Source organism: Streptomyces sp. NPDC102437, assembly GCF_044765565.1.
Classification (GTDB): Bacteria; Actinomycetota; Actinomycetes; order Streptomycetales; family Streptomycetaceae; genus Streptomyces.
In genome coordinates this window covers 1-26905 of sequence record NZ_JBIWKI010000017.1, presented here as the reverse complement: position 1 = coordinate 26905, position 26905 = coordinate 1, and the positions used below count along the sequence as shown (strand labels likewise).

General features: G+C 71.7%; 24 protein-coding genes and 2 pseudogenes. 17 read left to right on the top strand and 9 right to left on the bottom strand.

The window, feature by feature from the left end:
* Nucleotides 1-238 precede the first annotated feature (238 nt).
* Together ACIRJP_RS22225 and ACIRJP_RS22220 are read left to right on the top strand one after the other, a co-directional pair.
* Entirely contained in the window at nt 239-1324 is a 1086-nt protein-coding gene (locus ACIRJP_RS22225; RefSeq protein WP_404176758.1) for a TauD/TfdA family dioxygenase, read from the top strand.
* Entirely contained in the window at nt 1275-2777 is a 1503-nt protein-coding gene (locus ACIRJP_RS22220; RefSeq protein WP_404176755.1) for a long-chain fatty acid--CoA ligase, read from the top strand. Before ACIRJP_RS22225 ends, ACIRJP_RS22220 begins: the two co-directional genes overlap by 50 nt.
* Nucleotides 2778-3090: 313 nt before the next feature.
* Here ACIRJP_RS22220 and ACIRJP_RS22215 read toward each other — a convergent pair whose 3' ends face one another.
* Together ACIRJP_RS22215 and ACIRJP_RS22210 are read right to left on the bottom strand one after the other, a co-directional pair.
* A complete protein-coding gene (locus ACIRJP_RS22215; protein WP_404176752.1) occupies nt 3091-4485 on the bottom strand; it encodes an NAD(P)/FAD-dependent oxidoreductase in 1395 nt (464 codons plus the stop codon).
* A gap of 127 nt (nt 4486-4612) precedes the next feature.
* Entirely contained in the window at nt 4613-5485 is an 873-nt protein-coding gene (locus ACIRJP_RS22210; RefSeq protein WP_404176749.1) for a PaaX family transcriptional regulator C-terminal domain-containing protein, read from the bottom strand.
* A gap of 246 nt (nt 5486-5731) precedes the next feature.
* On the opposite strand from ACIRJP_RS22210, the gene ACIRJP_RS22205 reads away from it, so the two are divergent.
* From ACIRJP_RS22205 to ACIRJP_RS22190, 4 genes are read left to right on the top strand one after another with little or no spacing between them, the layout of a single operon-like run.
* Nucleotides 5732-6634 (top strand): SDR family NAD(P)-dependent oxidoreductase, encoded by a 903-nt coding sequence (locus ACIRJP_RS22205; protein WP_404176746.1) that lies wholly within the window; start codon nt 5732-5734, stop codon nt 6632-6634.
* 11 nt (nt 6635-6645) lie between these two features.
* A complete protein-coding gene (locus ACIRJP_RS22200) occupies nt 6646-7518 on the top strand; it encodes an amidohydrolase family protein (RefSeq protein ID WP_404176743.1) in 873 nt (290 codons plus the stop codon).
* A 9-nt stretch (nt 7519-7527) separates the two neighbouring features.
* A complete protein-coding gene (locus ACIRJP_RS22195; protein WP_404176740.1) occupies nt 7528-9066 on the top strand; it encodes a long-chain fatty acid--CoA ligase in 1539 nt (512 codons plus the stop codon).
* A gap of 55 nt (nt 9067-9121) precedes the next feature.
* Nucleotides 9122-9577, top strand: coding sequence for a MaoC family dehydratase (locus ACIRJP_RS22190; RefSeq protein ID WP_404176736.1), 456 nt, complete (start codon nt 9122-9124; stop codon nt 9575-9577).
* A gap of 67 nt (nt 9578-9644) precedes the next feature.
* On the opposite strand, the gene ACIRJP_RS22185 is transcribed toward ACIRJP_RS22190, so the two are convergent.
* A complete protein-coding gene (locus tag ACIRJP_RS22185) occupies nt 9645-9836 on the bottom strand; it encodes a hypothetical protein (RefSeq protein ID WP_404176733.1) in 192 nt (63 codons plus the stop codon).
* 279 nt (nt 9837-10115) lie between these two features.
* Between ACIRJP_RS22185 and ACIRJP_RS22180 the strand changes: the two are divergent.
* A pseudogene (locus ACIRJP_RS22180) lies at nt 10116-10292 on the top strand (IclR family transcriptional regulator C-terminal domain-containing protein); the annotation flags it as partial.
* Between the two features lie 84 nt (nt 10293-10376).
* Here the strand turns inward: ACIRJP_RS22180 and ACIRJP_RS22175 are convergent.
* Nucleotides 10377-11126, bottom strand: a complete 750-nt coding sequence (locus ACIRJP_RS22175; RefSeq protein ID WP_404176731.1) for a TetR/AcrR family transcriptional regulator — start codon at nt 11124-11126, stop codon at nt 10377-10379.
* 100 nt (nt 11127-11226) lie between these two features.
* On the opposite strand from ACIRJP_RS22175, the gene ACIRJP_RS22170 reads away from it, so the two are divergent.
* Complete coding sequence (locus ACIRJP_RS22170; RefSeq protein WP_404176729.1) at nt 11227-12861, top strand: amidohydrolase; 1635 nt, start codon at nt 11227-11229, stop codon at nt 12859-12861.
* Between the two features lie 33 nt (nt 12862-12894).
* On the opposite strand, the gene ACIRJP_RS22165 is transcribed toward ACIRJP_RS22170, so the two are convergent.
* Entirely contained in the window at nt 12895-13974 is a 1080-nt protein-coding gene (locus tag ACIRJP_RS22165) for a LacI family DNA-binding transcriptional regulator (RefSeq protein WP_404176727.1), read from the bottom strand.
* A 135-nt stretch (nt 13975-14109) separates the two neighbouring features.
* On the opposite strand from ACIRJP_RS22165, the gene ACIRJP_RS22160 reads away from it, so the two are divergent.
* The 7 genes from ACIRJP_RS22160 (at nt 14110) to ACIRJP_RS22130 (ending at nt 21747) form a co-directional block, all read left to right on the top strand.
* Nucleotides 14110-15747 (top strand): ABC transporter substrate-binding protein, encoded by a 1638-nt coding sequence (locus ACIRJP_RS22160; protein WP_404176725.1) that lies wholly within the window; start codon nt 14110-14112, stop codon nt 15745-15747.
* Nucleotides 15744-16697 (top strand): ABC transporter permease, encoded by a 954-nt coding sequence (locus ACIRJP_RS22155; protein ID WP_404176722.1) that lies wholly within the window; start codon nt 15744-15746, stop codon nt 16695-16697. Before ACIRJP_RS22160 ends, ACIRJP_RS22155 begins: the two co-directional genes overlap by 4 nt.
* Nucleotides 16694-17611: an ABC transporter permease gene (locus ACIRJP_RS22150; protein ID WP_404176719.1), complete on the top strand. Its 918-nt coding sequence runs from the start codon at nt 16694-16696 to the stop codon at nt 17609-17611. The genes ACIRJP_RS22155 and ACIRJP_RS22150 overlap by 4 nt, the downstream gene beginning before the upstream one ends.
* A 5-nt stretch (nt 17612-17616) precedes the next feature.
* Complete coding sequence (locus ACIRJP_RS22145; protein ID WP_383722926.1) at nt 17617-18609, top strand: ABC transporter ATP-binding protein; 993 nt, start codon at nt 17617-17619, stop codon at nt 18607-18609.
* Nucleotides 18606-19427, top strand: a complete 822-nt coding sequence (locus ACIRJP_RS22140; protein ID WP_404176715.1) for an ABC transporter ATP-binding protein — start codon at nt 18606-18608, stop codon at nt 19425-19427. The genes ACIRJP_RS22145 and ACIRJP_RS22140 overlap by 4 nt, the downstream gene beginning before the upstream one ends.
* A gap of 157 nt (nt 19428-19584) precedes the next feature.
* Complete coding sequence (locus ACIRJP_RS22135; RefSeq protein WP_404176712.1) at nt 19585-20811, top strand: hypothetical protein; 1227 nt, start codon at nt 19585-19587, stop codon at nt 20809-20811.
* A 168-nt stretch (nt 20812-20979) separates the two neighbouring features.
* Complete coding sequence (locus ACIRJP_RS22130) at nt 20980-21747, top strand: N-acetyltransferase (protein ID WP_404176709.1); 768 nt, start codon at nt 20980-20982, stop codon at nt 21745-21747.
* A gap of 14 nt (nt 21748-21761) precedes the next feature.
* Here ACIRJP_RS22130 and bla read toward each other — a convergent pair whose 3' ends face one another.
* A complete protein-coding gene (bla, locus tag ACIRJP_RS22125; RefSeq protein ID WP_404176705.1) occupies nt 21762-22733 on the bottom strand; it encodes a class A beta-lactamase in 972 nt (323 codons plus the stop codon).
* Between the two features lie 142 nt (nt 22734-22875).
* Between bla and ACIRJP_RS22120 the strand changes: the two genes are divergently transcribed.
* Nucleotides 22876-23865 (top strand): LysR family transcriptional regulator, encoded by a 990-nt coding sequence (locus ACIRJP_RS22120; RefSeq protein WP_404177096.1) that lies wholly within the window; start codon nt 22876-22878, stop codon nt 23863-23865.
* Nucleotides 23866-23888: 23 nt separating this feature from the next.
* Nucleotides 23889-24764 carry a serine hydrolase gene (locus ACIRJP_RS22115; RefSeq protein WP_404177093.1) on the top strand — a complete coding sequence of 292 codons (876 nt, stop codon included), beginning with the start codon at nt 23889-23891 and terminating at the stop codon, nt 24762-24764.
* Nucleotides 24765-24810: 46 nt separating this feature from the next.
* On the opposite strand, the gene ACIRJP_RS22110 is transcribed toward ACIRJP_RS22115, so the two are convergent.
* From ACIRJP_RS22110 to ACIRJP_RS22100, 3 genes and pseudogenes are all read right to left on the bottom strand, one after another.
* Complete coding sequence (locus ACIRJP_RS22110) at nt 24811-26577, bottom strand: serine/threonine-protein kinase (RefSeq protein WP_404176702.1); 1767 nt, start codon at nt 26575-26577, stop codon at nt 24811-24813.
* A 70-nt stretch (nt 26578-26647) separates the two neighbouring features.
* Complete coding sequence (locus tag ACIRJP_RS22105; RefSeq protein ID WP_404176699.1) at nt 26648-26791, bottom strand: hypothetical protein; 144 nt, start codon at nt 26789-26791, stop codon at nt 26648-26650.
* Nucleotides 26792-26816: 25 nt separating this feature from the next.
* Nucleotides 26817-26905: pseudogene (locus tag ACIRJP_RS22100) on the bottom strand (lytic transglycosylase); the annotation flags it as partial.

Genomic DNA, 26905 nt, shown 5'->3' with positions numbered 1-26905 from the left:
GGGGCACTCCAGGGCTCTGTCCCAAACTGATAAGCGATCTGTCCCGTCAGGTCAAGCGACGTGTCGGGCCCTGACCTAGCGTGGCACTACCGCGGGACCCTCAAAGAATTCCGGCACAAAAACCTTGGCAAATTCTCGGCCCGCCGAAAAGGTTCGGCTCTCGGCTCGAATTCGCGAACGAAATCAGGATTCCACCCTTGGTGCAAATTAATGCACCGGCGAAGAGAGGAGAAGAATCGTGGTGGGTGGACCGACAGCAGAGATCCCCCATAGCCCCTGCACCGGTTCCGCCGTGTGGCGGGGTCCGGAGCTGGCACACTCCCATGTCTGGGAGTGGCATCTCGCCCCGGCTCAGCTCGACGAGCTCGACACCGCGCTGCATGCGGTACGGGTACGGGGAACCCCGCTGCTGAGGATAACCGCAGACCGCTTCCCACTCCCGGCACTGGCGTCACAACTGGCTGGATTGGCAGACGAGTTGGAGAACGGGCGGGGCTTCGTCCTGATACGCCGCGTCCCGGTCGGGCGATTCGGCCCCGCGACGGCCGCCGTCCTGCTCTGGGGCCTGGGGCGGCACCTCGGCATCCCGGTGTCGCAGAACGCGACGGGACACATGCTCGGCCACATCGCGGACCCGCACGAGGTCCGGGCCGCACGGCCGTTCCACACCGACGAGGCCGACACGCTCGCCCTGCTGTGCCTGCGCAACGACAGCGGCGCGGGGCATGCGGCGCTGGCCAGTTCGGCGGCGGTCCACAACACCGTGCTGGCGCGTCGGCCCGACCTCGTCGACGGTCTCTATCGCACGCATTTCCTCGACCGCCTCGGCGAGCAGGCCCCCGGGCAGCACCCCTGCCACGCGGTGCCCCTCGCCCACCGCGACCAGGAGCGGTTCAGCCTGCGCTACGACCGTCACCGGGTGGAGTCGGCACAGCGCTTTCCCGGCGTGCCGCGCCTGACCCCCGACGACCTGGAACTGTTCGACCACATCGACGAATCGGCGGCCGACCCGGAGCTCCGCCTCGATCTCCCTCTCGCCCCCGGAGACCTGCTGCTGGTGAACAACCACGCGGTCCTGCACTCCCTCACGGCACCGGCGGACACCACCGGGCGCGGACCGCGGTTTCACGCACTGCGGTTGTGGCTCACCCCGCATCGCCCCCGTGAGCTGCCGCCGGATTTCTGGGGCGACGCGCACTTTCTCGACGGTGGCCGCGGCGGAGTCGCGCCACGCGATGTGATCACCCCGCAATCCCCGACGACAAGGAAGTCGCATGACCGACCTGTTCGCACTCCTGGCCCGATCCGTCCGGTCCCACGCTGACCGGACGGCCGTGCGGCAGGGCGGGGCCCTGCTCACGTACGCGCAGCTCGACGACATGACAGCCGGGTTCGCCGCGCTCCTGCACGCCGAAGGGCTTCGGGCCGGCGACCGCGTGGCGGTCGCCCTGCCCAACGTCATCCACTTTCCCGTCGTGTACTACGGCATCCTGCGCGCCGGTGGCGTGGTGGTACCGATGAATCCGCTGCTGAAGTCCGGCGAGATGGCTTTCGTGCTCCGTGACTGCGGTGCCCGTCTGGTGGTGGCCGCTCCTGCCTGCGCGGACGAGGCCGCACCGGCGGCGGCGCAGGCCGGTGCAAAGTGCCTGGTCGCGGAACCAGCGGTGTTCGAAGCGCTGCTGCGTTCGGTCCCGCCGATGACCGGGGCGGCCCGCTGTGCCGACGACGACACCGCGGTGATTCTGTACACCTCCGGCACCACGGGGACCCCCAAGGGTGCGGAGCTGACGCACCGCAACCTCGTGAGCAACGCGCTGACGACGGCGCGGACACTGCTGCGCGTGGGCCCGGACGATGTCCTGTTCGGAGGCCTTCCGCTGTTCCACGCGTTCGGGCAGACCTGCGCTCTCAACACGGCGGTCGCGGCGGGCTGTTGCCTGACCCTGCTGCCGCGCTTCGACGCGGGGGGAGCCCTGGAGACGATGCGCCGGGACGAGGTGACCGTCTTCCTGGGGGTGCCCACGATGTACAACGCGCTCCTCCAGAACGGCATCGGGCAGCCCCTGCCGCGGCTGCGCCTGGCGGTCTCGGGCGGCGCCTCGCTGCCCGTCGAGCTGTTGCACGCCACCGAACGGGAGCTGGGCGTCACCGTGCTGGAGGGCTACGGCCTCTCGGAGACGTCCCCGGTGGCCTGCTTCAACCCGCCGGACAGACCCCGCAAGCCCGGCTCCATCGGGGTTCCCGTGCACGGGGTCGAGCTGCGGCTCGTCGCGGACGACGGTTCCCCGGCCGGCCCCGGCGAGGTCGGCGAACTGGTGATCCGGGGCGCGAACGTAATGAAGGGGTACTGGAACCGGCCCGACGCCACCGCGCGCGCCTTCCGCGAGGGGTGGTTCCACAGCGGCGATCTCGCCCGTGTCGACGAGGACGGCTACTACTTCGTCGTCGACCGCAAGAAGGACCTGGTCATCCGCGGCGGCTACAACGTGTACCCGCGGGAGATCGAGGAGGTTCTGTACGGGCATCCGGACGTCCTGGAGGCCGCGGTGGTCGGTGTTCCCGACCCCGCGCACGGTGAGGAGATCGCCGCCGTGGTGGTTCTTCGGCCCGGCGCCCGCACGAGGCCGGACGAACTGCGCGACTACGTCAGACAGCGGGTGGCGGCCTACAAGTACCCGCGGATCGTGCGGTTCGCCGACGCGCTGCCCAAGGGGGCGACCGGCAAGATCCTCAAGCGGGACATCGTGGTCGCTCCGCCGGAGCCCCTGGACGCCTGACCGTCACGGCCGGTGGGCCGGGACGACCACGAAACCTGTTTGGCGCGGGCGGTCCGGCCGCCCGCGCCGCTTCTGTGAGTACTACGGCCTCCGGAGCCCGCCCGGGGGAGCATCGGAGCTCGTCACGGTCCGGGCCCGGCTCCCGCAGGCGGTCGTGGATGTCGAGGAGTCCGTCGTCGCTCAGGTCGCGCGGGGTGGTGGCGGTGGCCGGCAGGTCGGTACGGGAGGTGAAGAGCGCGGACACGGTCTCGGCCAGGTCCCTGCCCTGCGGCAACATGGGGGAGGGCAGGACGGTTGTGCGGGCGGCGGACACTCAGCTGTCGAAGCCGAGTCCGAAGCGGTCCAGAGACCTCAGCCAGAGATTGCGGCGCCCTTCGTCGAGGTCGGCGCGGGCCAGGGACCACTTGGTGAGCCCGATGCCGATCGAGCGGACCGGCTCGGGCGGGAACGGAAGGGGCTTGCGGCGGACGAGGTCGAGCGCCGTGCGCTCGGTGCGCTCACCGGCGAGCAGGTCGAGCATGACCTCCGCGCCGAACCGGGTCGCACCGACGCCGAGGCCGGTGTAGCCGGCCGCATACGCGACCTTCCCGTGGTGACTGGTGTCGAAGAAGACACAGAAACGCGTGCTGGTGTCTATGGCCCCGCCCCAGGCGTGGGTGAAGCGCAACCCGGCCAGCTGCGGGAAGGTCGTGAAGAAGTGCCGCGCCAGGGTGGCGAAGGTCGCGTGCCGCTGGTCGTGCTCGGCGCGGACGCGGCCCCGGTAGCGGTAGACGGCGTCGTAGCCGCCCCACAGGATGCGGTTGTCCGCGGAGAGCCGGACGTAGTGGAACTGGTTGGCGCTGTCCGCGAAGCCCTGACGGCCCCGCCAGCCGACGGAGGCGAGCTGCCGCTCGCTCAGCGGCTCGGTCATCAGCGCGTAGTCGTAGACGGGAACGGTGTACGGGCGGTGGCGGCGGAGCAGGGAGGGGTACGCGTTCGTGGCCAGGGCGACCCGTCGGGCCGTGATCCTGCCGTAGGGGGTGCGGGTGGTCATCACGGCGCCCCGCTCGTCGAGCGAGAGCGCCGGTGTGTGCTCGAAGACGCGGACGCCGAGGGAGAGGCAGGCGCGCTTGAGGCCCCAGGCGAGCCTGGCCGGGTTGACCATGGCGACGTCGTCCTTGTTCCACAGTCCACCGAGGAAGGTCGGGGAGTCGATCTCGGCCCGGACGGCTTCGGTGTCGAGCAGGACGGGCTTGCCGCCGTGGCGGGCGGCGGCCTCGGCCTCGTGCCGGAGGCCGTCGACCTGGTAGGGCTCGGTGGCGACGACGATGGAGCCGGTGCGCTCCCAGGCGCAGTCGATGGCGTGGCGCTCGACGGCGTCCTCGATCGCCTGGAGGTTCTCCCGGCCGAGGCGTTCGAGGACGCCCATCTCGTCGGGCCAGCGGCTGAGGCCGTTGTCCAGGCCGTGGGTGAGGCTGGACTCGCAGAATCCGCCGTTGCGGCCGGAGGCCGCACCACCGGCCTCCTCGGCCTCGATGAGCACCACGTCGAGCGAGGGGTCGCGCTCCTTGGCGACGAGGGCGGTCCAGAGGCCGGTGTACCCTCCGCCGACCACGAGGAGGTCGCAGGTGGTGCCCCCGGTCAGGGCGGAAGCGGCCTGCGGCCGGTCGGGGTCGTCCAGCCAGAACGGGGTCGGTTCGGCGTCCCGGAGCGAGGTGAGATGGTCCATGGGGCGGGCTCCTTAGGATCGCGGAGGTACGTGCCTCCGGAATGCCGTAATGAGACCCGCCCAAACCCGATAAGGTCAATGGCGTTGACATAAGTCCCTTGCGCGCCCATTCTGCAGGTCAGAAGGGTCAGGCGGAACCGACTGGGGCCCAGCGGTCGAGGATCTCCCGCGCGATCCGGCTCGCCCCGGGCTCGAAGCGGTGCGCCAGCTCCCGGAAGAGCTCCTCGGCGCGCGCGGCCGGCCAGTCCTCGGGCAGGTGCTCGGCGGGCAGGTGGGGGTCGCGCCGCACCAGGTCGAGCCAGTCGGTGTGGAGCAGGAGTTGGCGGCCGAGGTCGTCGTCGGCCTCGGGCGGCCCGGAGCTGCCGTCCCAACGGGTCAGGAAGCCGTGGTAGCCCTCGGCGATCGCGTCGATGTCGAAGGCGGTACGGAGCACGGGGCCGACCTCGGTGGGCGCGGCGACCTCGCCCCGGAAGGCCCTGATCCGGTCCCCCAGCCCCAGCTCCGCCGCGAGGGGAGCGACGTCCACCCGGCCGGGGGCGACCCAGAGGCCGTTCTGCAGCGGGCCGAAGCCGGCCCAGAGGAGCCGGGAGCGAAGGTCGTGGCGCTCGCTTCGCCAGGATTCCGGCAGCGAGAATCCGATCAGCGTCCAGGTGCCGTCCCAGGCCCGGTTCACGGCACCGGTGCGCCAGATGCGCTCCTGCCCGTCGGCGAGCACGGCGGCGGCGCGGGGCGTGAGCGAGAAGTACATCCTGCGGCCGCGGCGGTGCCGCTCAAGCAGGCCGCGGCCGACCATGCGCGTGAGGGTTGAGCGGACGGCCTCCTCCCCCACCGCCACACGCGCGAAGGCGTTGATGACGCTCGCCGAGGAGAGCGCGGTGCCGGTACCGAGGACATGGATGCCGAAGAAGCTCAGCATCAGGGACTGGGGGCGGGGCGGGGCTCCGCGTTCGGCGGCAGGTTCCTGCTCGCCCCCCTGGGCGGGGTGGTCGGGATGGGTCACGGGGACAGCGTAGAGGCGCAGGCAGGGCATTGGATCAATATTCGGCAATTCATTGACTGCTGACACAAAGATGCCTAACTTTGGCGTCCATCGGCGCGTTCTCCGGGTCGCTGCTCCGTGCACGCTGCACCGCAGAGGCTCCGTACGCGCTGCACCGGAGCAGCCCCGCAGAAGAACGGCGCCACGCGCCCGTGCCTCCGCGCCGCGCCACTCATCTCCCCCGCCCCACGGGAAAGGACCCCGTTCATGGATCTCTCCGACAAGGTCGCCGTCGTCACGGGCAGCGGCCGTGGCCTCGGGCTCGGCTACGCCCGGTCCCTCGCCGCCGCCGGTGCCGCCGTGGTGATCAACGATGTCGACGCCGAAGCCGCCGACGCGGCCGTCGAGCAGATTTCCGCCGCCGGCGGCCGGGCCGTCGCCGAGGTGGTGCCGGTCGGCACCGCCTCGGCCGCCGAGGCCCTGGTCGCCCGCGCGGTCGACAGCTTCGGCCGCCTCGACGTCATGGTCACCAACGCCGGTGTGCTGCGGGACAAGGTGCTGTGGAAGATGACGGACGAGGACTTCGACACCGTCGTCCAGGTACATCTGCGCGGTACCTTCACCTGCGTCCGGGCCGCCGTGGCCCGGATGCGCGAACAGGGCGAGGGCGGGCGGATCATCGTCGCCGGCTCCCCCGCCGGGCAGCGCGGCAATTTCGGCCAGACCAACTACGCCGCCGCCAAGGCCGGCATCGCCGCCATGGTGCGCACCTGGGCGATGGAACTGGCGCGCGCGGGCATCACCGCGAACGCCGTCATCCCGGTCGCCGCGACCGCCATGACCAAGACCATCCCCGCCTTCGCTCCGCACATCGAGACGCTGGAGCAGGACGGCACGGCCTTCCCCGACAGCCTGCGCAAGGGCGAGGGGTTCGGCACCGTCGAGGACGTCGCGGGTCTGGTGACCTTCCTCGCCTCGGACGCCTCGGCCGAGGTCAACGGCCAGTGCATCGGCATCGGCGGCGACAAGCTGTCCCTCTGGTCGCATCCGCAGGAGATCTCGGTGGCGTACGCCGACGGGGGCTGGAGCGCCGACGCGATCGCAGACGCCTGGCCGGTGACCGTGGGCCGCACCCCGCAGACCTTCGGCATCCCCGCCCCGCGGCTGTGAGGGGCAACGCCATGCTGAACCTCGACGAACTCGTCGCGATCGACGTCCACACCCACGCCGAAGTCTCCGCCAAGGGCGGCACTTCCCTCTCGGCGGAGCTGGACAGCGCCGCCGGCAGCTACTTCAAGGCGGAGCACCGCCACCCTACCCTGCCGGAGATCGCCGCCCACTACCGGGAACGGAAGATGGCCTGCGTGGTCTTCACCGTGGACGCGGAGTCGGCCACCGGCACGCCGCCGGTGCCGAACGAGGAGATCGCCGAGGCGGCCGCGCAGAACCCGGACGTGATCATCCCGTTCGCCGGTGTCGACCCCCACAAGGGCAAGGCAGCGGTCCGTCAGATCCGGCGCATGGTGCAGGAATTCGGGATCAGGGGCTTCAAGTTCCACCCCAGCATCCAGGCCTTCCACCCCAACGACAGGCTGGCGTACCCGCTGTACGAGGCCATCGAGGAGGCCGGCGCGATCGCCGTCTTCCACACCGGTCAGACCGGCATCGGCGCGGGCGCCCCCGGCGGGGGCGGTATCCGGCTGAAGTACTCCAACCCCATGGACGTGGACGATGTCGCCGCCGACTTCCCCGGCATGCGGATCGTCCTCGCCCACCCGTCCTTCCCCTGGCAGGACGAGGCGCTCGCGGTGGCCACGCACAAGCCGCAGGTGTACATCGACCTGTCCGGGTGGTCCCCCAAGTACTTCCCGCCCCAGTTGGTCAAGTACGCCAACAGCCTCCTCCAGGACAAGGTCCTGTTCGGCTCCGACTATCCGCTGCTCTCCCCGGACCGCTGGCTGGCCGACTTCGCCGAGCTCCCGATCAAGGACACGGTGCGTCCGAAGATCCTCAAGGAGAACGCTGCCGCCCTGCTCGGTCTGACCAACCGCTGAGGGGTTCCCATGCGAAACCAGGGCATCGGCTCCTGGACCGTCCGCCGCAACCGCAGGACGCCGCGGCGCACCGCTCTCCTCCACGAGGGCCGCGCCATCGGCTACGCGGAGCTCCACGAGCGCTCCTTGCGGCTCGCGCACGTACTGCGGGGGGCGGGCGTGGGCCGCGGGGACCGGGTGGCCTACCTCGGCCCCAATCACCCCACCCATCTGGAGACGCTCTTCGCCACCGGACTGCTCGGGGCGGTATTCGTGCCGCTCAACACCCGTCTCGCCGTACCGGAGTTGCTGCACCAGCTCGACGACTCGGGCAGCCGGGTGCTGGTGCATGCCAGGCAGCCGGAAGACCGTGTGACGGCGCTGGTCGAGGGGGGCGGGCTCGGCACCGTCCTCGCCGTCGGGGCGGGACCCGGACGCCCGTACGAGGAGCTGCTCGCCGCGGCCGGTACCGAGCCGATCGACGAGGAGGTGAGGCACGAGGACATCTGCCTCATCATGTACACCTCGGGCACCACCGGCCGCTCCAAGGGTGCCGTCCTCACTCACGGCAACATCATCTGGAACAGCCTCAACGTGGTTGTCGACACCGACCTCGCGAGCGACGAGGTGGCTCTTGTCGGGGCGCCTCTGTTCCACACCGCCGCTCTCAACATGAGCTGTCTGCCCACCCTCCTCAAGGGCGGGACGGTTCTTCTGGAAACCTCCTTCGACGCGGCCCGCACCCTGGAGCTGATCGAACGGCACGGCGTCACCTGCATGTTCGGCGTCCCGACCATGTACGACGCGATGGCGGCAGCGTCCGGCTGGGCGAGCGCAGACCTGTCGAGTCTTCGCACACTGCTGTGCGGTGGCGCCCCGGTACCGAGCCGGACCGCTCGTGCCTATCTGGACCGTGGGCTCGCCTTCGTCCAGGGCTACGGCATGACCGAGACCGCCCCGGGGGCACTCGTCCTCGGCCGGGCCGACTCGCTCGCCCACGCCGGCTCGGCGGGGGTGCCGCACTTCTTCACCGACGTGAGCCTGCTGCTGCCCTCGGGCGAGGAGGCTGCGCCGGGCGAGAAGGGCGAGGTGGTCGTCGCGGGCCCGAACGTCACCCCCGGCTACTGGAATCTGCCGGAGGCGACGGCGCTGGCCTTCCTCGACGGGGGCCGCTTCCGCTCCGGCGATGTGGCCACGGTCGACGCCGAGGGCTACGTCACGCTCGTCGACCGCCTCAAGGACATGATCGTGTCGGGCGGGGAGAACATCTACCCGGCCGAGGTCGAGAACGTCCTGCTCGGGCACCCCGCGGTCGCCGAGGCGGCCGTCGTCGGCGTGCCCGACCCCAAGTGGGGCGAGGTGGGCCGCGCCGTCGTCGTCCTGCGCGCGGGCGCCACCGCCACGGCGGAGGAGCTCATTGCCCATCTGGAGGGCCGGCTCGCCCGATACAAGATCCCGCGGGAAGTCGTCCTCGTGCCCGAACTCCCCCGCAACGCCGCGGGAAAACTGCTCAAGGGACCGATCCGGGCGCTCTACGGCTCCGCAGACCGACCCGCCCCCTCCTCCTGATCTCCCCTTCCGCTCCATCCATTGCATCCACTCCTCTTCCGAAACGGAGCACTCCATGCCCCTCACCGTGCACGGCATCGACGAGATCAAGGCGCAGGCCGGAGCCGACCTCGGCCACAGCTCCTGGCTGGAGATCGCCCAGCCGCGGGTCGACACCTTCGCCGACGCCACCGACGACCACCAGTGGATCCACGTGGACGTGGAGCGCGCCGAGAAGGGCCCGTTCGGCGGCACCATCGCCCACGGCTATCTGACGCTCTCCCTCCTGATCCCTCTGTGGAGCGAACTGCTCCAGGTCGAGGGCGTGTCGATGGCGGTCAACTACGGCCTGAACAAGGTGCGTTTCCCCTCCCCCGTGCGGGTCAGCTCGAAGATCCGGGCACATGGCCGGGTCGTGTCCGTCGAGGACGTCAAGAACGGTGTGGAGGTCATCGTGGACCTGACCGTGGAGATCGAGGGCTCGGCCAAGCCGGCCTGCGTCGCCCAGGCGGTGTACCGCTTCTACGCCTGATCACAACAGGAACCCGAAGGGGCGGCCGCTAGGAGCAGCCGCCCCTTCGAGTTTGCCTGAATAGTGGTCAGTTCCTGCTGAATCCAATGTAGTTCTCCGCCGGCGAGGTCGAAGCCGCCTCCGAGCCCGCCAGGGTCGCCCTGCCGGTGCGCGACGCGGCGGGGGCCGTGGTCTGCGCGGTCAGCGTGGGCAGCCACACCAGCCGCCACGACACCGCTTCCCTCCTCGCCCTGGCCCTGCCGTCGCTGCGCACCGCCATGGTCGCGATGGAGCGCGCCCTGTCGGCCCCGGGCCCGCCGCCGGGCGACGTTGCACCCTGCGTCATCCGGGGGGACGCGGGCGTGGGGCGCTCAAGGAGGAGCTGGGGGCGGGTTTCCTGCAGTCGCTGGCGCGCGGTCTCGACGTGCTGTGCGCGTTCGGCGCCGGGCTGCCGGCGTACGCGACGTCGATGGGCCGGATGCTGCTCGCCGCCCTGACGGAGGAGTAACGCGCTCCGCTCCTCGCAGGGGTCACCCCCGAGGCGTTCACGTCCCGCACGGTGGTCGCACCCGAGGCACTCGCCGAAACCGTCGCCGAGACCGCCCGACGCGGTTACGGATGGGTGGAACAGGAGCTGGAGGAGGGGCTGCGCTCGCTCGCGGCACCGGTCACGGACGGGCAGGGCCGGGTGGTCGCCGCCGTGAACGTGGCCCTGCACGCCGGACGTTGCCCGGCGGAGCAGAGCCTGGCCGTACTCCTGCCCCACCCCATGGAGACGGCGGCGCGGATCAGCGCCGACCTCGCGGCAGTGGGCCGCTGGTCACGCGTCCACGTGATCCGAACCGCCCGCCGGCCCGGCGCCCCCGTCCCCCGTCGCCGGCAGCCGGGCCGCCACCGCCTCCAGCATCAGTTCCAGCGCGAAGGGGTACCCGCTGTCGCACATGTCGGCGGCGAGCAGCGGGAACACCGCCGTGATGTTCGGATGGGTGTCGGGCGACAGCTTGCCGTACACCTCGTGCCAGACCTCGTCGTCCGCCTCCTGAGCGTTCGCGGGGCGGGCGAGGACGGCGGCGTCCTGTGCCGCGAAGGCGAGCGCCTGGTCGACGAAGGCGTGGTAGATCCGTACCGCCACGGGGCTCGGAAAACCTGCCCCGCGCAGGATGCCGAGGATCGTCTCGACCGCCCGGGTCTCGTGCGGACGGCCGGTCGTGCGGTGCGCGGCCAACAGCGTGGCCTGCGGGTTGGCGCTGTACGACGCGTGGATCCTGAGCCCCATCGCCCGGAGGTCGGCACGCCATTCACCGGTCGGCTGCCAGCCTTCCTGGGCGCGCCCGATCAGCTCGTCGGCCAAGGCGAGCAGCAGGGCGTCCGTGTTGCGGAAGTAGCGGTAGAGAGCGCTGGGGTCGGCGCCGAGCGCCGCGCCCAGGCGCCGCACGGACAACGCCTCGGCGCCGTGCTGCACCACCAGGCGCAGGGCAGTGTCGACGATGAGGCGGTCGGAGAGGACGGCGCCCTGTTTGGTGGGGCGCCGGCGCTTTCGCTGCCCTTCGGAAACCACGCGATCGGCCATGGCCGGACCTTATGACAACACCATTGACGTGTAAAGGGCGACCGGATTGCATGGCACTCGCCACCACGGCCAACCACCCCCTCACGCACTGGAGCAGCGCATGACCACAGCCGATCTGGTCTTCACCCGCGGCCCCGTCTTCACGGCCGATCCGGCCCGCACCCGGGCCACTTCGCTCGCCGTCGTCGGCGACCGGATCGCCGCCGTCGGCCACGACGAAGTGCTCGAACTCATCGGCCCCGGCACCGAAGTGGTCGACCTGCGCGGCAAACTGCTGCTCCCCGGCTTCCAGGACGCCCACATCCACGCGGTGTCCGGCGGTTCGGAACTGGCCGAGTGCGATCTGAGCGGCACGGTCGGCGTCGGAGACTACCTGGAGCTGATCCGCTCGTACGCGGACGCTCATCCCGACCGCGCCTGGATCACCGGCGGCGGCTGGTCGATGGAGAGCTTCGACGGCGGTCAGCCCACCCGGCAGCTGCTCGACTCCGTCGTACCGGACCGTCCGGTGCTGCTCGCCAACCGCGACCACCACGGTGCTTGGGCCAACACTCTCGCCCTGGAGATGGCCGGTGTGACCGCCGGAACCCCGGAACCGGCCGACGGCCGGATCGAGCGGGAGCCGGACGGCACCCCCAGCGGCATGCTCCAGGAGGGCGCCACGGCCCTGGTCTCCCGGCTGGTACCCGCGAGCACCCCGGCCGACCGCCTGGCGGGCCTGATGCGCGCCCAGGAACTGCTGCACTCGCTCGGCATCACGGGATGGCAGGACGCGCTGCTCGGGGTGTTCAACGGCAAGCCCGACCCGTCTGACGCCTACCTGACCGCCGCGCGGGACGGATCGCTCACGGCCCGGGTCACCGGTGCGCTGTGGTGGGACCGGGGGCGCGGGGCCGAGCAGATCGAGGAACTGATCGCGCTGCGCGAGAAGTTGAACCACGGCCGGTTCCGCGCCGGGTCCGTCAAGATCATGCAGGACGGCATCGCCGAGAACTTCACCGCCGCGATGACCGCCCCCTACCTGGACGGCTGCGGCTGCGCCACCGCCAACAGCGGGCTCAGCTTCGTCGACCCGGAAGCCCTGCGCGAGTACGTCACCCGACTCGATGCGCTCGACTTCCAGGTCCACTTCCACGCGCTCGGCGACCGAGCCGTCCGCGAGGCCCTCGACGCTCTCCAGGCCGCTGTCGACGCCAACGGCCACCGCGGCAACCGCCATCACCTCGCCCACCTCCAGGTCGTCCACCCCGACGACCTCCCCCGCTTCGCCCGGGTCGGGGCCATCGCCAACATCCAGCCTCTCTGGGCCGCCCACGAGCCGCAGATGGACGAGCTGACGATCCCCTTCCTCGGGCCCGAACGGGCCGCCTGGCAGTACCCGTTCGGCGAGCTGGTCCGCGCCGGCGCGACCCTCGCGGCGGGCAGCGACTGGCCGGTGAGCAGCCCCGACCCGATCGAGGGCATCCACGTCGCCGTCAACCGGGTCGCCCCCGAGTCCCCCGGGAACCGCGCCTTCTACCCGGAGCAGCGGATCGACCTGCCGACCGCTCTGGCCGCCTACACCGCGGGCACCGCGCACGTGAACGGCCACGACGACGCCGGGAGCCTGCGCGCCGGAAACCTCGCCGACCTCGTCGTCCTCGACCGCGACATCCTCACCGCACCGCCCGAGGAGATCGCCGGGGCGCGCGTGGAGCGGACCTATGTGGGCGGTACGCTCGTCCACGCGATCTGAGCCACCCGAGTGCGCCGCCCGGTCCGCTCCGGCTCAGCGCCCACTCCCGCTCCCGCTCCCACTCCCACTCCCGCGGAGCGAGGACTCCCGCACGTCGAGCCGCGTCGGCACCAGCACGCCGTCGGGCTCGTCACGGCCCAGTTCCAGGGCGGCGACGAGAAGCTCTATCCCTGCCTCCGCGACCTCCCCTGGCCGCAGGCTGAGCGTCGTCACGGGAGGCTCGGTGTGAGTGGCCGTGACGTCCTCGCTCACACAGACCACGAGCAGGTCGTCGGGCACCCGGTAGCCGTGACGGCGCGCCGCTTCCAGCACCAGGGGCGGGCTCGCCTCGGCGACGACGAGCAGCGCGTCGGGCCGGTCGGGCCCGCCGAGGGCCTCCTCGACGGCCCGGACCACCGGCCCGTTGCCGGCCTCGGTGGCGAGTGCGACGCGCTCCGGCTGGCCGAGCGCGGCGCACCGGTCGCGGTAGGCGGCGAACGCGCCCGTGTGGAACCGGGTCGTGCTCTCGGGCAGGACGAGCGCGGGCCGCCGTGCCCCCTGCCCGGCCAGATGGTCGAGCGTCTTGCGTACGGCCTCCCCCGCGTCGACGTCCACCCATTGGGCACCCGGCCGTCCCTCCACGGAACGGTCGCTGAACACCGGGATCCTGGCGGCGAGGAGGTCGCCCACGATCCGGTCGTCGGCAACCGGATCGGCGACGATCACCGCGTCGAGCGGGAGATCGGCCCACTCGTCCTGGAGGGAGCCCGAGGGAAGCAGCACCAGGGCGTAGCCGTGGCTGAGCGCCGCCCGTGCGGTCGCACTGGTCAGCTGCGCGAAGTACGGCGACTCCAGGAAGGTCCACGGGTCGCCGGCGAACTCTCCGACCACGTATCCGATCAACCTGGCCCGTCCCGCGCGTAGTTGACGTGCGGTTGCGTTGGGCCGGTAGCCCATCCTGCGCGCGGTTTCCCTGGCCCTCTCCCGGACAGCCGGGGAGAGCCGTCCGGTGCCGTTGAGCGCTGCCGAGACGGTGGTCTTCGACAGGCCCGCCTCGCGGGCCACGTCGACGAGACGGACGCGTGGCGGGGTGGGCGGCGAGGCGTGCCCGCGGTGTCGTGAGGCGTTGGTCATGGGCTCATGCTGCCACCCTCACGAGCTCGGAAAAATCGTTCCCGCAAAGCCTTGTGCGGGAACGTTCCCGCACCAATACTCGCTCCATCCCCAGCGCCCGTCACTACACCCGTAAAGGGCTGGTTCTCCTTGCGCATGCCCAGAGCCATCGCGTCGCTCGTCTGTACCGCCGCCCTCGCGGTCACCGCCACCGCCTGTTCCGGCGCCACGAATCCCGGTGCCGCCCAGAACGGCACCGGTCCGGGGTACGAGGTCACTCCGACCTCCGCGCCGGCGAAGGGTTCCCTGCCGTCGGTCACCTGGTCCCTCTACGCCGAGCCGTACACGCTCGACTACGCCCTCGCGTACGACTACCCGCCGAACACCGTGCTCGCCAACGTCTGCGAGCAGCTCTTCCGGGTCACCCCGGACCTGAAGATCGAGCCGGGGCTCGCGACCGGGTACGACCAGCCCGATCCGCGCACCCTCGTCTACACCCTGCGCCCGGACGTGAAGTTCCACGACGGGACGACCATGACCGCGGACGATGTGGTCGCCTCCCTCAAGCGCCACACGGACCCGGCCACCGGCTCCCCGTGGGGTTCCGCGTTCAAGAACGTCGGCTCCATCAAGAAGACCGGTCCGCTGGAGGTGACGATCCGGCTGCGCAAGCCCGATGTCCTGTTCAACGAGCTACTGGCCGCTTCCCCCGGCACCGTCGAGAGCGCCGCCACCCTGGCCGAGAACGGCAAGGACTACGGCACCCCGAAGGGCACCGTGAACTGCACCGGTCCCTTCGCCCTCGAAAAGTGGGCCCAGGGCGACAGCATCACGCTCAAGAAGAACGCCGCCTACTGGGACCGGACGCTGATCCCCAAGACGGACTCCGTGACGTTCACCTTCGTCGAGGACCCCGCGGCCCGCACCAACGCGATGCGCTCCGGCACCGCCGACGGCGGCTACATGGTGCCCTCCACCTCGCTCGCGCAGCTGCGCTCCAGCGGCAAGGGCCAGGTCCTCTTCGGTCCCAACACCGCTGCTGCCGACCTGGCCGTCCTCGACTTCCACGGCCCGCTCGGCGACCTCAGAGTCCGTCAGGCGCTCTCCATGGCGCTCGATCGCAAGGGCATCATCAAGGCGGCGGCCGGCGGCGTCGGCGTCCCCGCCAAGGCGCCTGCGGCTCAGGGCGCCTGGGCCCTCATGCCGGAGAAGACCGCCGGCTACTTCGACGCCCTGCCCGAACCGAAGTACGACGTCGAGGCCGCGAAGAAGCTCATCGCCGAGGCCGGCGCCAAGGGCCGGAAGATCACCATGGTCACCAGCTCGCTCGCGCCCGAGATCAGCGTCGTCGCCAACGCCGTGCAGGCGGCCGGCCGGCAGATCGGACTCGACGTCGAGCTGAAGACGGTCGCCCCGGAGGCGTACAGCTCGATCTTCGTCGACCCCGACGCGCGCACCGGTCTCGACCTGGTGGTCACCAACGGGTACGACAACACGCCCGACCCGCTGGAGTTCTACCAGTACCTGCGCACGGGCGACTTCGGGAACTACGGCAACTGGTCCGACGCCGAGTTCGACGCCGGCTTCGACCGGGCCAATGCCGAGCCCGACCCCGCCAAGCGCGCCGACCTGACCGCGAAGCTCCAGGAGATAGCGGTGCGCGAGCTGCCGGTGATCCCGCTCTACGAGGCGCCGTTCACGGTCTACCTCGGCAAGCGGATCACCGGCGCCCCCACCGGCATCGCCCAGCTGTACTACCCCTGGGCCGCGACGATCGGGGCCGCTCAGCGATGACCCGCTACGTCCTCGGTCGACTGGCCGGCCTGGTGGCCGTACTGTTCGTGACCTCGCTCGTGGTCTTCGGCACGGTCCACCTGGCCCCCGGCGACCCGGTGTCCTTCCTCCTGCACGGCCGCCCGGCGACCCCGGAGACCGTGGCGTCCCTGCGCAGCCAGTACCACCTGGACGACCCGCTGCCGACGCAGTACGCGAAGTGGCTCGGCGGCGTGCTGCACGGAGACTTCGGGCGCTCCGCCCAGTACCACCAGGACGTCGCGAGCCTGATCGGCTCGCGGCTCCCGGGCACGGCCCTGCTGGTCGGTTACGCGGCCCTGCTGGTCGCGGTCCTCGGGGTGAGTGCCGGTGTCCTCGCCGCGCTGCGCCCCGGGATCGCGGACCGGACGGTGCTCCTCGGCACGGGTATGGCCACGGCGACGCCCTCGTTCGTCACCGCCATCGCGCTCATCTCGCTGTTCTCCGTACAACTGGGCTGGTTCCCGGGGCCCGGCGGCACGCCGGAGGGCCTCGGCGAACGGCTGTACCACCTGACCCTGCCCTCCTTCGCACTCGCGCTCACCTTCGCCGGACTGCTGGCCCGGGTCACCCGCTCGGCGATGCTGGACGAGTCGGTCCGGGACCATGTCGAGGTGGCGCGCGCCCGCGGAGTACCGGGGCGGGCCGTGGTCCGCCGGCACGTCCTGCGCAACGCGCTCGGCCCCGTCGTCACCGTCGGCGGCACCATGCTCGCCGGACTGCTCATCAGCACCTCCATCGTCGAGACCGCTTTCGACGTGTCCGGCATCGGTTCGCTGCTCGTGCAGTCGGTGACGGCCAAGGACTTCGCCGTCGTGCAGGCGATCACGCTGCTCAGCGTGACGGCCTTCGTCCTCGTCAACCTCGTCGTGGACCTCCTGGTCCCGCTCATCGACCCTCGTCTGTCCCTCAACGGGGAAGGCACCTCATGACCCTCACATCACCTTCCGCGGCGGACGCGCCCGAAGTCCCCGGCCCGGCGGGCGTGTCCGGCGCCCTGCGCCGCCGCCCCGGCCTGCGCGGTCTCAAGGTCCTCGGCCAGGGACCGATGTTCACGGCAGCCGTGGCCGTTCTGGTACTGCTCGTCCTGGTCGCCGTCCTGGCACCGCTCCTCTCCCCCTACGACCCCGAGGCCGTCGACCTGTCGGCGAGCCTGACGGGAACCTCGGCCGACCACCTCCTCGGCACCGACCAGTCCGGGCGGGACATCCTGTCCCGGCTGCTCCACGGCGCCCGCACCGGCCTGCTCGGCCCGCTGCTCGTCGTCGGCGTCTCCACCCTCCTCGGCACGTTCGTCGGGGTGGTCGCGGCCTGGGGCGGCGGCTGGGCGGACACGCTGCTGTCCCGGTCAATGGACATGGTGTTCGCGATCCCCGGACTGCTGCTCGCGATCCTGCTCGTGTCCGTCGTCGGCTCCGGGATGACCGCCCCGGTCGTCGCGATGGCGGTGGCTTACACCCCGTACGTGGGACGCCTGGTGCGCGGGATCGCACGGCAGGAGAAGGCCCGTCCCTACATCGAGTCGTACCGGGTGCAGGGCTGGTCGGGATGGTCGGTCTGTCTGCGGCACCTGCTGCCCAACATCGCGCCGACCGTCTTCGCCCAGTCCGCGATGAACTTCGGGTACGTGCTGATGGACCTGGCGGCGCTGTCCTTCCTCGGCTTCGGTGTGCAGCCGCCCACCGCCGACTGGGGAGCCATGATCAACGAAGGGCAGGCGGCGATCCAGCAGGGGGCGATGCTGCCCGCGCTCGCGCCGTCCGCGTGCATCGTCCTCGCGGTGGTGGCCTTCGGCATCGTCGGCGAGGGGCTCGCCGACCGCATCGCCCGTCGGGAGGAACGGTGAGCAGCATGACCGAGAACGGCACACCGGGCCCCGACCCGGTCCTGGAGATCGACGGACTCGGCATCCGGCTGCCGGGCGACAGGGCCGCCCGGCCGATCCTGGACGGGGTCGGTCTGCGGGTGCGCCCCGGGGAGACCGTCGGCCTGGTCGGCGAGTCCGGCTCGGGCAAGTCCGTGGCCTGCCGCAGCGTGCTGGGGCTGCTGCCGGCGGGCGCGCGGACCAGCGGTGAGGTACGGGTCGCCGGGCGCGATGTCCTCACGATGAACCGCACCGAACTGGCCGCGCTGCGCGCCCGGCAGGTCGCGATGGTCTTCCAGGACCCGCGTGCCTCCGTCAACCCGCTGCGGCGGGTGGGTGACTTCCTCACCGAGGGGATGCGGGCGGCGGGCACGTCGGCCGGGGCCGCCACCGCTCGGGCCGAGGAACTCCTCGACGCCGTCGGTATCCGCGACCCGCGTGGCGCGCTGCGCCGCTACCCGCACCAGTTCTCCGGCGGCATGCTCCAGCGGGTGGTCATCGCCGCCGCCCTCGCGGGCGAGCCCGCGCTGCTCGTCGCCGACGAGCCCACCACCGCCCTCGATGTCACCACCCAGGCCGAGATCATCGCGATCCTCACCCGTCTGCGGGCCGAGCGCGGCACCGGACTGCTCTTCGTCACCCACGACCTGGAGCTGGCCTCCGCCATCTGCGACCGGGTGTACGTGATGTACGCCGGCCGCATCGTCGAGACCCGGGGCACGGACGAGCTGTTCGACCGGCCGCGCCATCCGTACACGGCGGGGCTGCTCGCCTGCACCCCCCGCATCGAGGCGGACGCGCCGGCTCCACGGGCGATTCCGGGCCGCCCCGTCTCCCTCGCCGAGGCACCGCCCGGCTGCGCCTTCGCCGCGCGCTGCCCCGTTGCGCTGCCCCGCTGCTCCGAGGAAACCCCCGCGCTGGCGCGACACGGCGACGGCCTCGCCGCGTGTCACCGCGCCGACGAAGGGATCACGCTGTGACCGGCACTGCTGGACAGACGGAGGGCCTCGTCGTCGAGGGACTGAGCAAGCGGTACGGGAACCACACGGCGGTCGACGACGTGTCGTTCACGCTGGCCCCCGGGTCGTGTCTGGCCCTGGTCGGCGAGTCCGGGAGCGGCAAGACGACAACGGTCCGGATGCTCGTCGGCCTGGAACGCCCGGACGGCGGCACCGTCCGCCTCGACGGCCGGGACCGCTCGGCGCGCGCCCGCGGCCGGGCCGAACGGCTGGCGCGGGCCCGGGAGATCCAGATGGTCTTCCAGGATCCGTACCTCTCGCTCGATCCACGGGTCACCGTGGCCGACTGCGTCGAGGAGGTGCTGCGTCTGCACGGCTCCCTGGGCGCGGCGGACCGCCGGGCCCGGGTAGCCGAACTCCTGGACCAGGTCGGCCTCGGCGAACGGGAGGCGGCGGCGCTGCCACGGCGCCTCTCGGGCGGCCAGCGCCAGCGCGTGGCCATCGCCCGCGCGCTGGCGGTCGAGCCCCGCGTCCTCGTCCTGGACGAGGCGGTCGCGGCGCTGGACGTGTCGATCCAGGCGCAGATACTCGACCTGCTGGCCACGATCCGGCGCGAGTCGGGGATCGGCTACCTGTTCGTCACCCACGACCTCGCCGTGGTCCGCCACATCGCTGACGAGGTGCTGGTCCTCAAGGCCGGACAGGTCGTGGAATCGGGCCCGGCGGGCCAGGTCCTGGACGCCCCCGAGCACCCGTACACACGTCTGCTGCTCGGCTCCGTGCCCCGGCGCGGCTGGGACCCCGCTGCCGCGGCCCCGCTCCGCCGCGCCCTCGGCTGACGGGCGGCCGCCCGGACGCGTATGCCGTGACGCCCTCACGCGTCACGGCGCAGCGCCTCGCGAGCACCTCCCCCGGCCCCGTCGCCGTCACCTGGGCGTGGCAGTCTGAGGCAGCTGGGAGCAGGGGCGACAAGCGAGCGAGGGGGCGACGGAAGCGGTGCTGGTCGAGGAGGCCGTGTGGAGCTGGGAGCGCGCGCTCCCGCTCAAGTACGTGCTGGTCAGCGAGGAATGGGACGGCGAGCTGATCGTGTGGGCGCGCTGCGCAGACGCGGATGACCTGTTCGTCGAGCCGGCACCGCGCCGGGAGCGGCTGACGCTCGTGGAGTGCGCCCCGACCGGACGGTTGCGCAAGGCGGTCGAGCGCGTCCGCCGGCGGTCGCCCGCACCGGACGGATCCGGCGGGCCCGGCGGCCTCGGACAGCTCGACCTCATGGTGGACCGCCCCGAGCCCGGGACCGATCCCGGGGACGGCCCCTTCTGCTCCCCCGACGCGCACCGCTGGCAGCTGCTCGACCCTGTCCTGCTCGACTGCCGGCCCTCGGCCCGCGACGCGTCGCTGGTCGATGTGACCGTCGAGGCCGAGGTCGACGGACCGGTATGGCATCGCACCGAGCCCGCGGACGCCCGTTGGCGGCTGTTCAACGGCACCGGGGGTGCCGACCTGGGCAACTGCCGCCGGATCGAAGGCCTTTACGCCCACCGCTTGCTCCCCTGCGCACCGCCGCTCCGGCTGATCGGCTGCGAGCCCGGTGAGCGGCTGCTGAACCGGCTGGTGCGCTCGCGCGCCGACGGCGACCGCGTCACACTCCTCGCCCTGGACCGGTCCGGTCGGGTGATGCGCCACCAGGAACACATGCCCCTGGGGGTCGTCGCCTCCCGCCCGTCCGCGCTCGGCGGAGCCCTCGTGGACCTGTGGCTGGGCGAGGGTCCGGACGTGCGGCCCGTGCCGGCGGTAAGTCCGGTGTGGGACGCCTGGTTCGAGGGGCCACCGGCCGAGCGCGGGGCGTGGGCCGCGTTTCCGCCCGAGGGCCGGGCCGAATGGGCCGCGTTCGCCGCCGCACGGCAGGGAGCCGGCGGGCCGCTGCCCGACCCCGTGCGGCACCTCGACGGCCGGCACATCACCGATGTGCCGGCGTTGGTGTGCGCGCTGGGCGAGGCGGTCGCCGGGCCCGGCGGCCACTACCAGCAGTGCTGGGGCGCGCTGCGGGGCTGCGTGTGCGGCGGGGAGCAGCCGCCCGCTCCGTTCACCCTGATCTGGCACGACGCCGAGGTGGCCAGGCGCGCGCTCGCCTCGGTGAGTGTGGACACGGCGGGCGAGACACCGTACGTCGACGACGTGCTCCGGCTGCTCGAAAAGGTCGGCATCACCGTGGAACTGCGCTGATCGTCTCTCAGGACTCAGGCCCCGGGCGCTCGCGCGGGTGGGGCACCGCGACGTGCCGTCCTCGATGCGGATCCGTCAGACGGGACTGTCGCGGACCAGCGGCCCCCGCACCGTCCGCCCGTCATTTCCCTTTGGCCGCGGCACCGCCCTGTGGCAGGGTGCTGCGTCGTGACAGAGAAAGACAACATCCGGATCGTCCCGCTCGCCGAAGACCCTTCGCTGATCTCCCGTGTGTACGAGATCAACGACACCTGGCCCGTCTTCACGCCCCATGACATGGTAGCGAGCGCCTTGTTGAGCCGGGTTCCCGAGGACTTCCCGCAGTACTGCGTGGCGGCGACGGACGGCGGCCGGGTCGTCGCTCGCGGGCTCGCCGTGCCGTTCAACTCCGTGCTCGACGGACGTGAGGAGATGCCCGACCAGGGCTGGGACCGGGTGCTGGCCTGGGCCTTCCGTGACCGCCAGTACGGGAACGCTCCGACGGCGGCCAGTGCGCTGGAGATATCGGTGGACGCCGACTATCTCGGCCGTGGCCTGTCCTACCGCATGCTGTCCGCGCTGCGTCGGGCAGCGGGCCGGCAGGGGCACGAGGCCCTGCTGGCGCCGGTCCGCCCGACGGCCAAGCACCTGGATCCCCGCGTCCCCATGGCCGAATACCTCCGCCGGTGCCGGGACGACGGGCTGCCGGCCGACCCCTGGGTGCGGGTGCACGTCAAGGCCGGGGGCACCATCGAGAAGGTGGCCCCGGCCTCGATGACGGTCAGTGGTTCGCTTGCGCAGTGGCGGCAGTGGACCGGTCTGCCCTTCGACCGGGACGGTCGTGTGGAGATACCCGGCGCCCTGGCGCCCGTGCACTGCGACACCGCACACGATCGCGCCGTCTACGTCGAGCCCAACGTGTGGATACGGCACGGCATGGAGTCGCACACCGCCTGACGGCACACTGCCCGCTACGCCAACGCCCCGGCGACCGCGGAGGCCGCTTCCGCGATGAGCGCGTTGTCGTACTCGGCGTCCTCCTTCCACCGGTTCGACAGGATCGCCACGACGATGGGTTCGGCGTCGGGGCGCCACACAACGGCGATGTCGTTGCGCGTGCCGTAGGTGCCGCCGGATCCGGTCTTGTCGCCGACCACCCAGCCCTTGGGCATCCCGGCCCTGATGAGCTCGGCCCCGGTCGTGTTGGTCCGCAGCCATTTCGCCAACTGCGCGCGTTCGCCCTTGCCGAGCACGTCTCCGAGGACGAACGCGCGCAGATCCTCGGCGAGTGCCCGCGGCGTACTCGTGTCGGACGTGGCGCCCGGGGACCACCGGTTGAGTTCCGGTTCGCTGTGTTCCATGCGGGTGACGTCGTCGCCGAGCCCCGCGAGTACGGCGTCCAGTCCCCTGGGCCCGCCCAGTCGGCCGAGCAGCAGGTTGGCGGCGGTGTTGTCGCTGAAGCGGACCGCCGCGTCGCACAGCGCGCTCAGACTCATCCCGGTCGCGACGTGCTTCTCGCTCACCGGGGAGTCGCTGACCAGGTCGTCCTTCGAGTACTTGATCACCTCGTCCATCCCGTCCAGGGAGTACTTGCGCAGCACGGCACCGGCGGCCAGCGCCTTGAACGTGGAGGCATGGGCGAAGCGCTCGCCGTCGTTGTGGGCGACTTCGCGGCCGGTGCCGGTGTCGATGGCATAGACGCCCAGCCGGGCATCGTACTCGCGCTCCAGTTCCTTGAACTGCCGGGCGAGGTGCTGCCGGTCGAACGGCTTCGCGCTCGCGTTCGCGGCCGGTCCCGTCGCCCCTGCGTGCGGGGAGGACGCCACCGGGGATGCGGAGGACCGGGGACGGGCGTCCTCTGTGCTGCACGCAGCGAGCGGTACGAGAGCGAGAGCGGCCAGCACACCGAGCAGGGAGCGCCGGGCGCTGCTGTGCGTCTTCATGGGGTCCGAGCCTCCAAGGCGCCCCGAGGGCAGGGCGCATAGGGGATGGAGAGGCCACTCCCCATCCCGGGGCGGTCTTGAGTGCTGGGCCCACCTTCGCCGTCAGGCGGCCATGCGGTCCAATACGCTCGGGCGCGATTTCATGCCGATCCGGCATAGGGTGCGACTTGTGGATCTGGTCGGAGCGTGTAGGGCATTCGTCAGTGTGAGCGAGCACGGCAGTTTCACCGTGGGGGCAGCCGCGGCCCGGATGTCCCAGCCGGTGGCCAGCCGTCGCGTCGCCGCCCTGGAGGAACACTTCGGTGAGCAACTGTTCGAGCGCATGTCACGGCGGGCCGTGCTCACACCCTTCGGCCGGGAGATGCTTCCGGCGGCCAGACAACTGGTCCAGGCGGCCGATGTGCTGCTGCACGAGGCCGAAGCGGTCAAGTCCAGGCCCTGGCGGCTCGCGGTGCCCGCTCTCTGCTCGACGGCCGGTCTGGCCCGGCTGATCGCACAGGCGAGGGAGCACGGCATCACGCTCGATCTCCGGATCGCCGCGCCCGCACAGCGCACCGAGCTCATCCACGCGCAACTGGTGCGCGCCGCTCTGCTCGCGGTACCTGCGGACGAGGCGGCTTGGTCCGTTCCGCTGGGTCTCGCCGGCGCCCGGGATCCCGGCGTGCGGCGCGTCTACATCGAGACGTTACGGATGGGGCGGGCGTCGCCGGGCCCGGCCCGCCGTATCTGGATCCAGCCGGAGGACGATGTGCCGCACATCCGTGACCCGCTGACCCGGCTGCGGGACGCGGTGGGTCTGCGGCCCGCCCAGCTCGTTACCGCGACCGACCTGGCGACTGCCGCCGCGGAGGTGCTCTGCACCGGCGACCTGCTGCTGTGCTCCCCCGACCAGGCCGAGGAACTCGCCCTGAGCTGGCGGCCGATCGGTGAGGTCGAGCTCGGCCGGGGGTTCGCCCTCGTCGCCGCGGCGGGCGGCAATCCACAACCCATCGAAGCGCGGCTGGGCGAGGCCATCGGCCGCTGCCTGGGCGCGAACAGCGATATGAACAGCGGTGCGGACAATGGCGCGGACACAGATACGCGCAGCGAGACGAACGGCGGCGCGGCCGGTACGGGAGGGGCTGCGGCGTGAGCACCGAGACACTGCTGAGCGAGATGCGCCGGCAACTGCGCGACGGCGGACTGCACGGCTGTCTGCTGGTGCGGGATCTCCACACGGGCGAGGAGGTGGGGATCGCCCCGGACACCCAGTTGCCCTCCGCCTCCCTGGTCAAGGTTCCGCTCGCGCTGGCGACGGCGGAGCGCATCCGGCGGGGCGAGCTCGACGGGGCGACGATGATCGATGTGCGGCCCGGACGTACGGCCACACCGGGCCCCACCGGGCTGAGCCGGTTCCGCCACCCCGTCCGGATCGCCGTCGACGACCTGCTCTACATGAGCACCTGTGTGAGTGACGGCGCGGCAGCCGACGTGCTGTTCGGTCTCACCCCGCCCGCTCAGGTCACCGACATGCTCCGCGAGTTCGGTCTCCGTGGCATCACCGTGCGGCACGGTCTCGACGAGCTCACCGACACCCCGCTGGAACGCTTCGACGCCTCGCAGGCCCATCTCGCCCTCTCCCTCGCCATCGACGCGGGCACCAGCGGTCGCGGGCATCGGGTGCCCCAGCTCGACACCACGCGCGCCAGCGCCGGCAGCGCACGCGCCTACGTCGAGCTGTTGCAGGCCCTGTGGACACCGTCGGCGATCCATCCCGAAGTGGCCGAACGCGTACGTGCCCTGATGGCCCACAACCTCATCCGGCACCGGCTCGCCCCCGACTTCAGCTCCGACGCCTCCACCTGGTCCTCCAAGACGGGCACCCTTCTCAATCTCCGGCACGAGATCGGTGTCGTCGAGCACTCCGACGGCCAGGCCTTCGCCGTCGCCGCCCTGACCGAGTCACTCGTCCCGGCCAGTGCGCAGCCCGGCGCCGACGCCCTGATGGCCCAGGTGGCCCGTGCACTGCGTGATCACCTCCGTCAGCGCTGAGGGCCGGCCGCCCGAACGCCGCGGCTTCGCGCTGTGCGTCCATGTCTCAGGCGTGGAAACCGTTGCACACGACGGATGTGTACTTCTTCGGCCCGCCCTCGACGTGGTACAGCACCACGGTCCAGTCGCCCCTGTCGTCCCCGACCGGAATCGCGTCGATGGTTCGATTGCCGAAATGCGCGCGGAAGTCGTCCGGGTACTTGAACTTGACGGTTCCGCCGGAGGACCAGCGGGAGTAGATGTCGACGGGCTTGCTGGTGAAACCGATTCCCTTGCTCACGGTTCGAAGGGGCCGTCCGGTGGCGGGGTCCGTCTCGTGCGGGGGCCGCACCCCCACGGATATGTAGTACGGCGCGGGCCGCTTCCCCACTCCGGCGTCCTTGGGGCGCAACTGCAGCGAGGCGGTGTCCGAGCCGGTGGTGTGGGTGACGGAGGACCGCAGGCCCGTCGGTGGTGGGGAGTCGGCGATGCTGGACAGGTCGCAGGAGCCCATGCCCTGGGCCGCCTGCTCCGGGTCCTCGGACAGGGCCCAACGGTCCTGCGATACGCGATCGTTCATGATGTGGTCCGGCGGCCGGCCGTCCGAGTCCCTGGTGGCCGGCGGTGACTTGGCCGGCTGACCGGCCCTGGTCGCCTCCGCCGTGGGGGAAGCGCCTGTCTCCTGCCCGTTCGATTCCGGGAGCAGCCAGACCGTCACCGGCACCGCGAGCGCCACCGCGCAGACGGCGAGCCAGGTCCTGCCCCGCGACCCCTGGCCGGTGCGCCTGTCCGGTCCCGGCCGGTCGTCCGGCGCGGTGCCCGACGGACCGGTGGGTGCGGTGGTCCCGGCCCGCTCCGCCACCTGGGCGTCGGTCTCCTGGTTCACGGGCCGGGTCCGCTCCTTCGCGCCCGGCACCTTCGTCGTCTCCGCCGCCGGCTCCCCCTCCGTCTCCGTCCCGGTCCCCGGCAGGGTCACGGGGACGGGTTCGGCGGTGCGCGCCAGCATCCGGTAATGGGTGTCGGACGCCAACGGCGAGTCCACCGAGCACCGGGCGATCACGGCGGCCGGGTCCGGCCGGTCCGCCGGGTCCTTGGCGACGCACCACCGGACGAGTTCGGCCAGTGCGGGCCGGACCCCCTCCAGATCGATGTCCTCGTGCACGGTCCGGTAGCTCACCGCCGCCGGTTCGCCAGTGCCGTACGGAGGACGGCCCGTCGCCGCGTACGCGAGGGTCGCGCCGAGAGCGAAGACATCGGCCGCCGGGCCCACCTCGTTGCGCAGCAGGACCTCCGGGGCCGTGTAGCCGGGTGTCCCCGACACCATCCCGTCCCGGGTGAGGATCGTCTGCTCAAGTCCTCGCGCGATGCCGAAGTCGATCAGTTGCGGGCCCTGCGGCGAGAGGATGACGTTGTGCGGCTTCACGTCCCGGTGCGTGACTCCATGTGCGTGGACGGCGGCCAGGCCCTCGGCGAGCGCGGCGAGCAGTCTCAGGGCGCTGTCCGGAGGGAAGGGACCGCTCTCGCCGACGGCGCCGCGCAGCGTGGGTCCGGCCACGTACTCGGTGGCCAGCCAGTAGGGGGGCGCGTCGAGCGAGGCCTCGATCAACTGCGCGGTGTAGGCGCTGCGGACGGCCTCGACGGTCGTGCTCTCCCGCCGGAACCGGGCCAGCGATTCGGGGTGGTCGCTGATCTCCTCGCGGATCACTTTCACGGCCACCAGCCGCCCGCCGGGCGACCTGCCGAGATACACCTGCCCCATACCGCCGGCGCCGAGACGGGCGAGCAGGTGGTAGGCGCCCATGCGCACGGGGTCGTGAGGTCTCAGTGCATCCACGGCATGACTGTGCCACATGCGCGCGCCTGTCGGAGCGGGGGACCACAACTCGTGATCGGATCGATCGGCGTCAACGCGCGGGAGCGGCAGCCCGGTTGACGTGGAACGGCGTCTCCTCGGCCGCCCACAACTGCTCGATCATTCCCGCGATCCCGTCCTGCCCGTCGAAGGGCCCCACGGTATTGCTTCCGGCCTTGCACAATGAGCGCGTCATCGCGCCCCACGCCCGACTCCGCTGCTCAGTAGGCGGAGTTGACGTTGTCGATGGATCCGTAGCGGTCGGCGGCGTAGTTGGCGGCCGCGGTGATGTTGGCGACGGGGTCGGTGA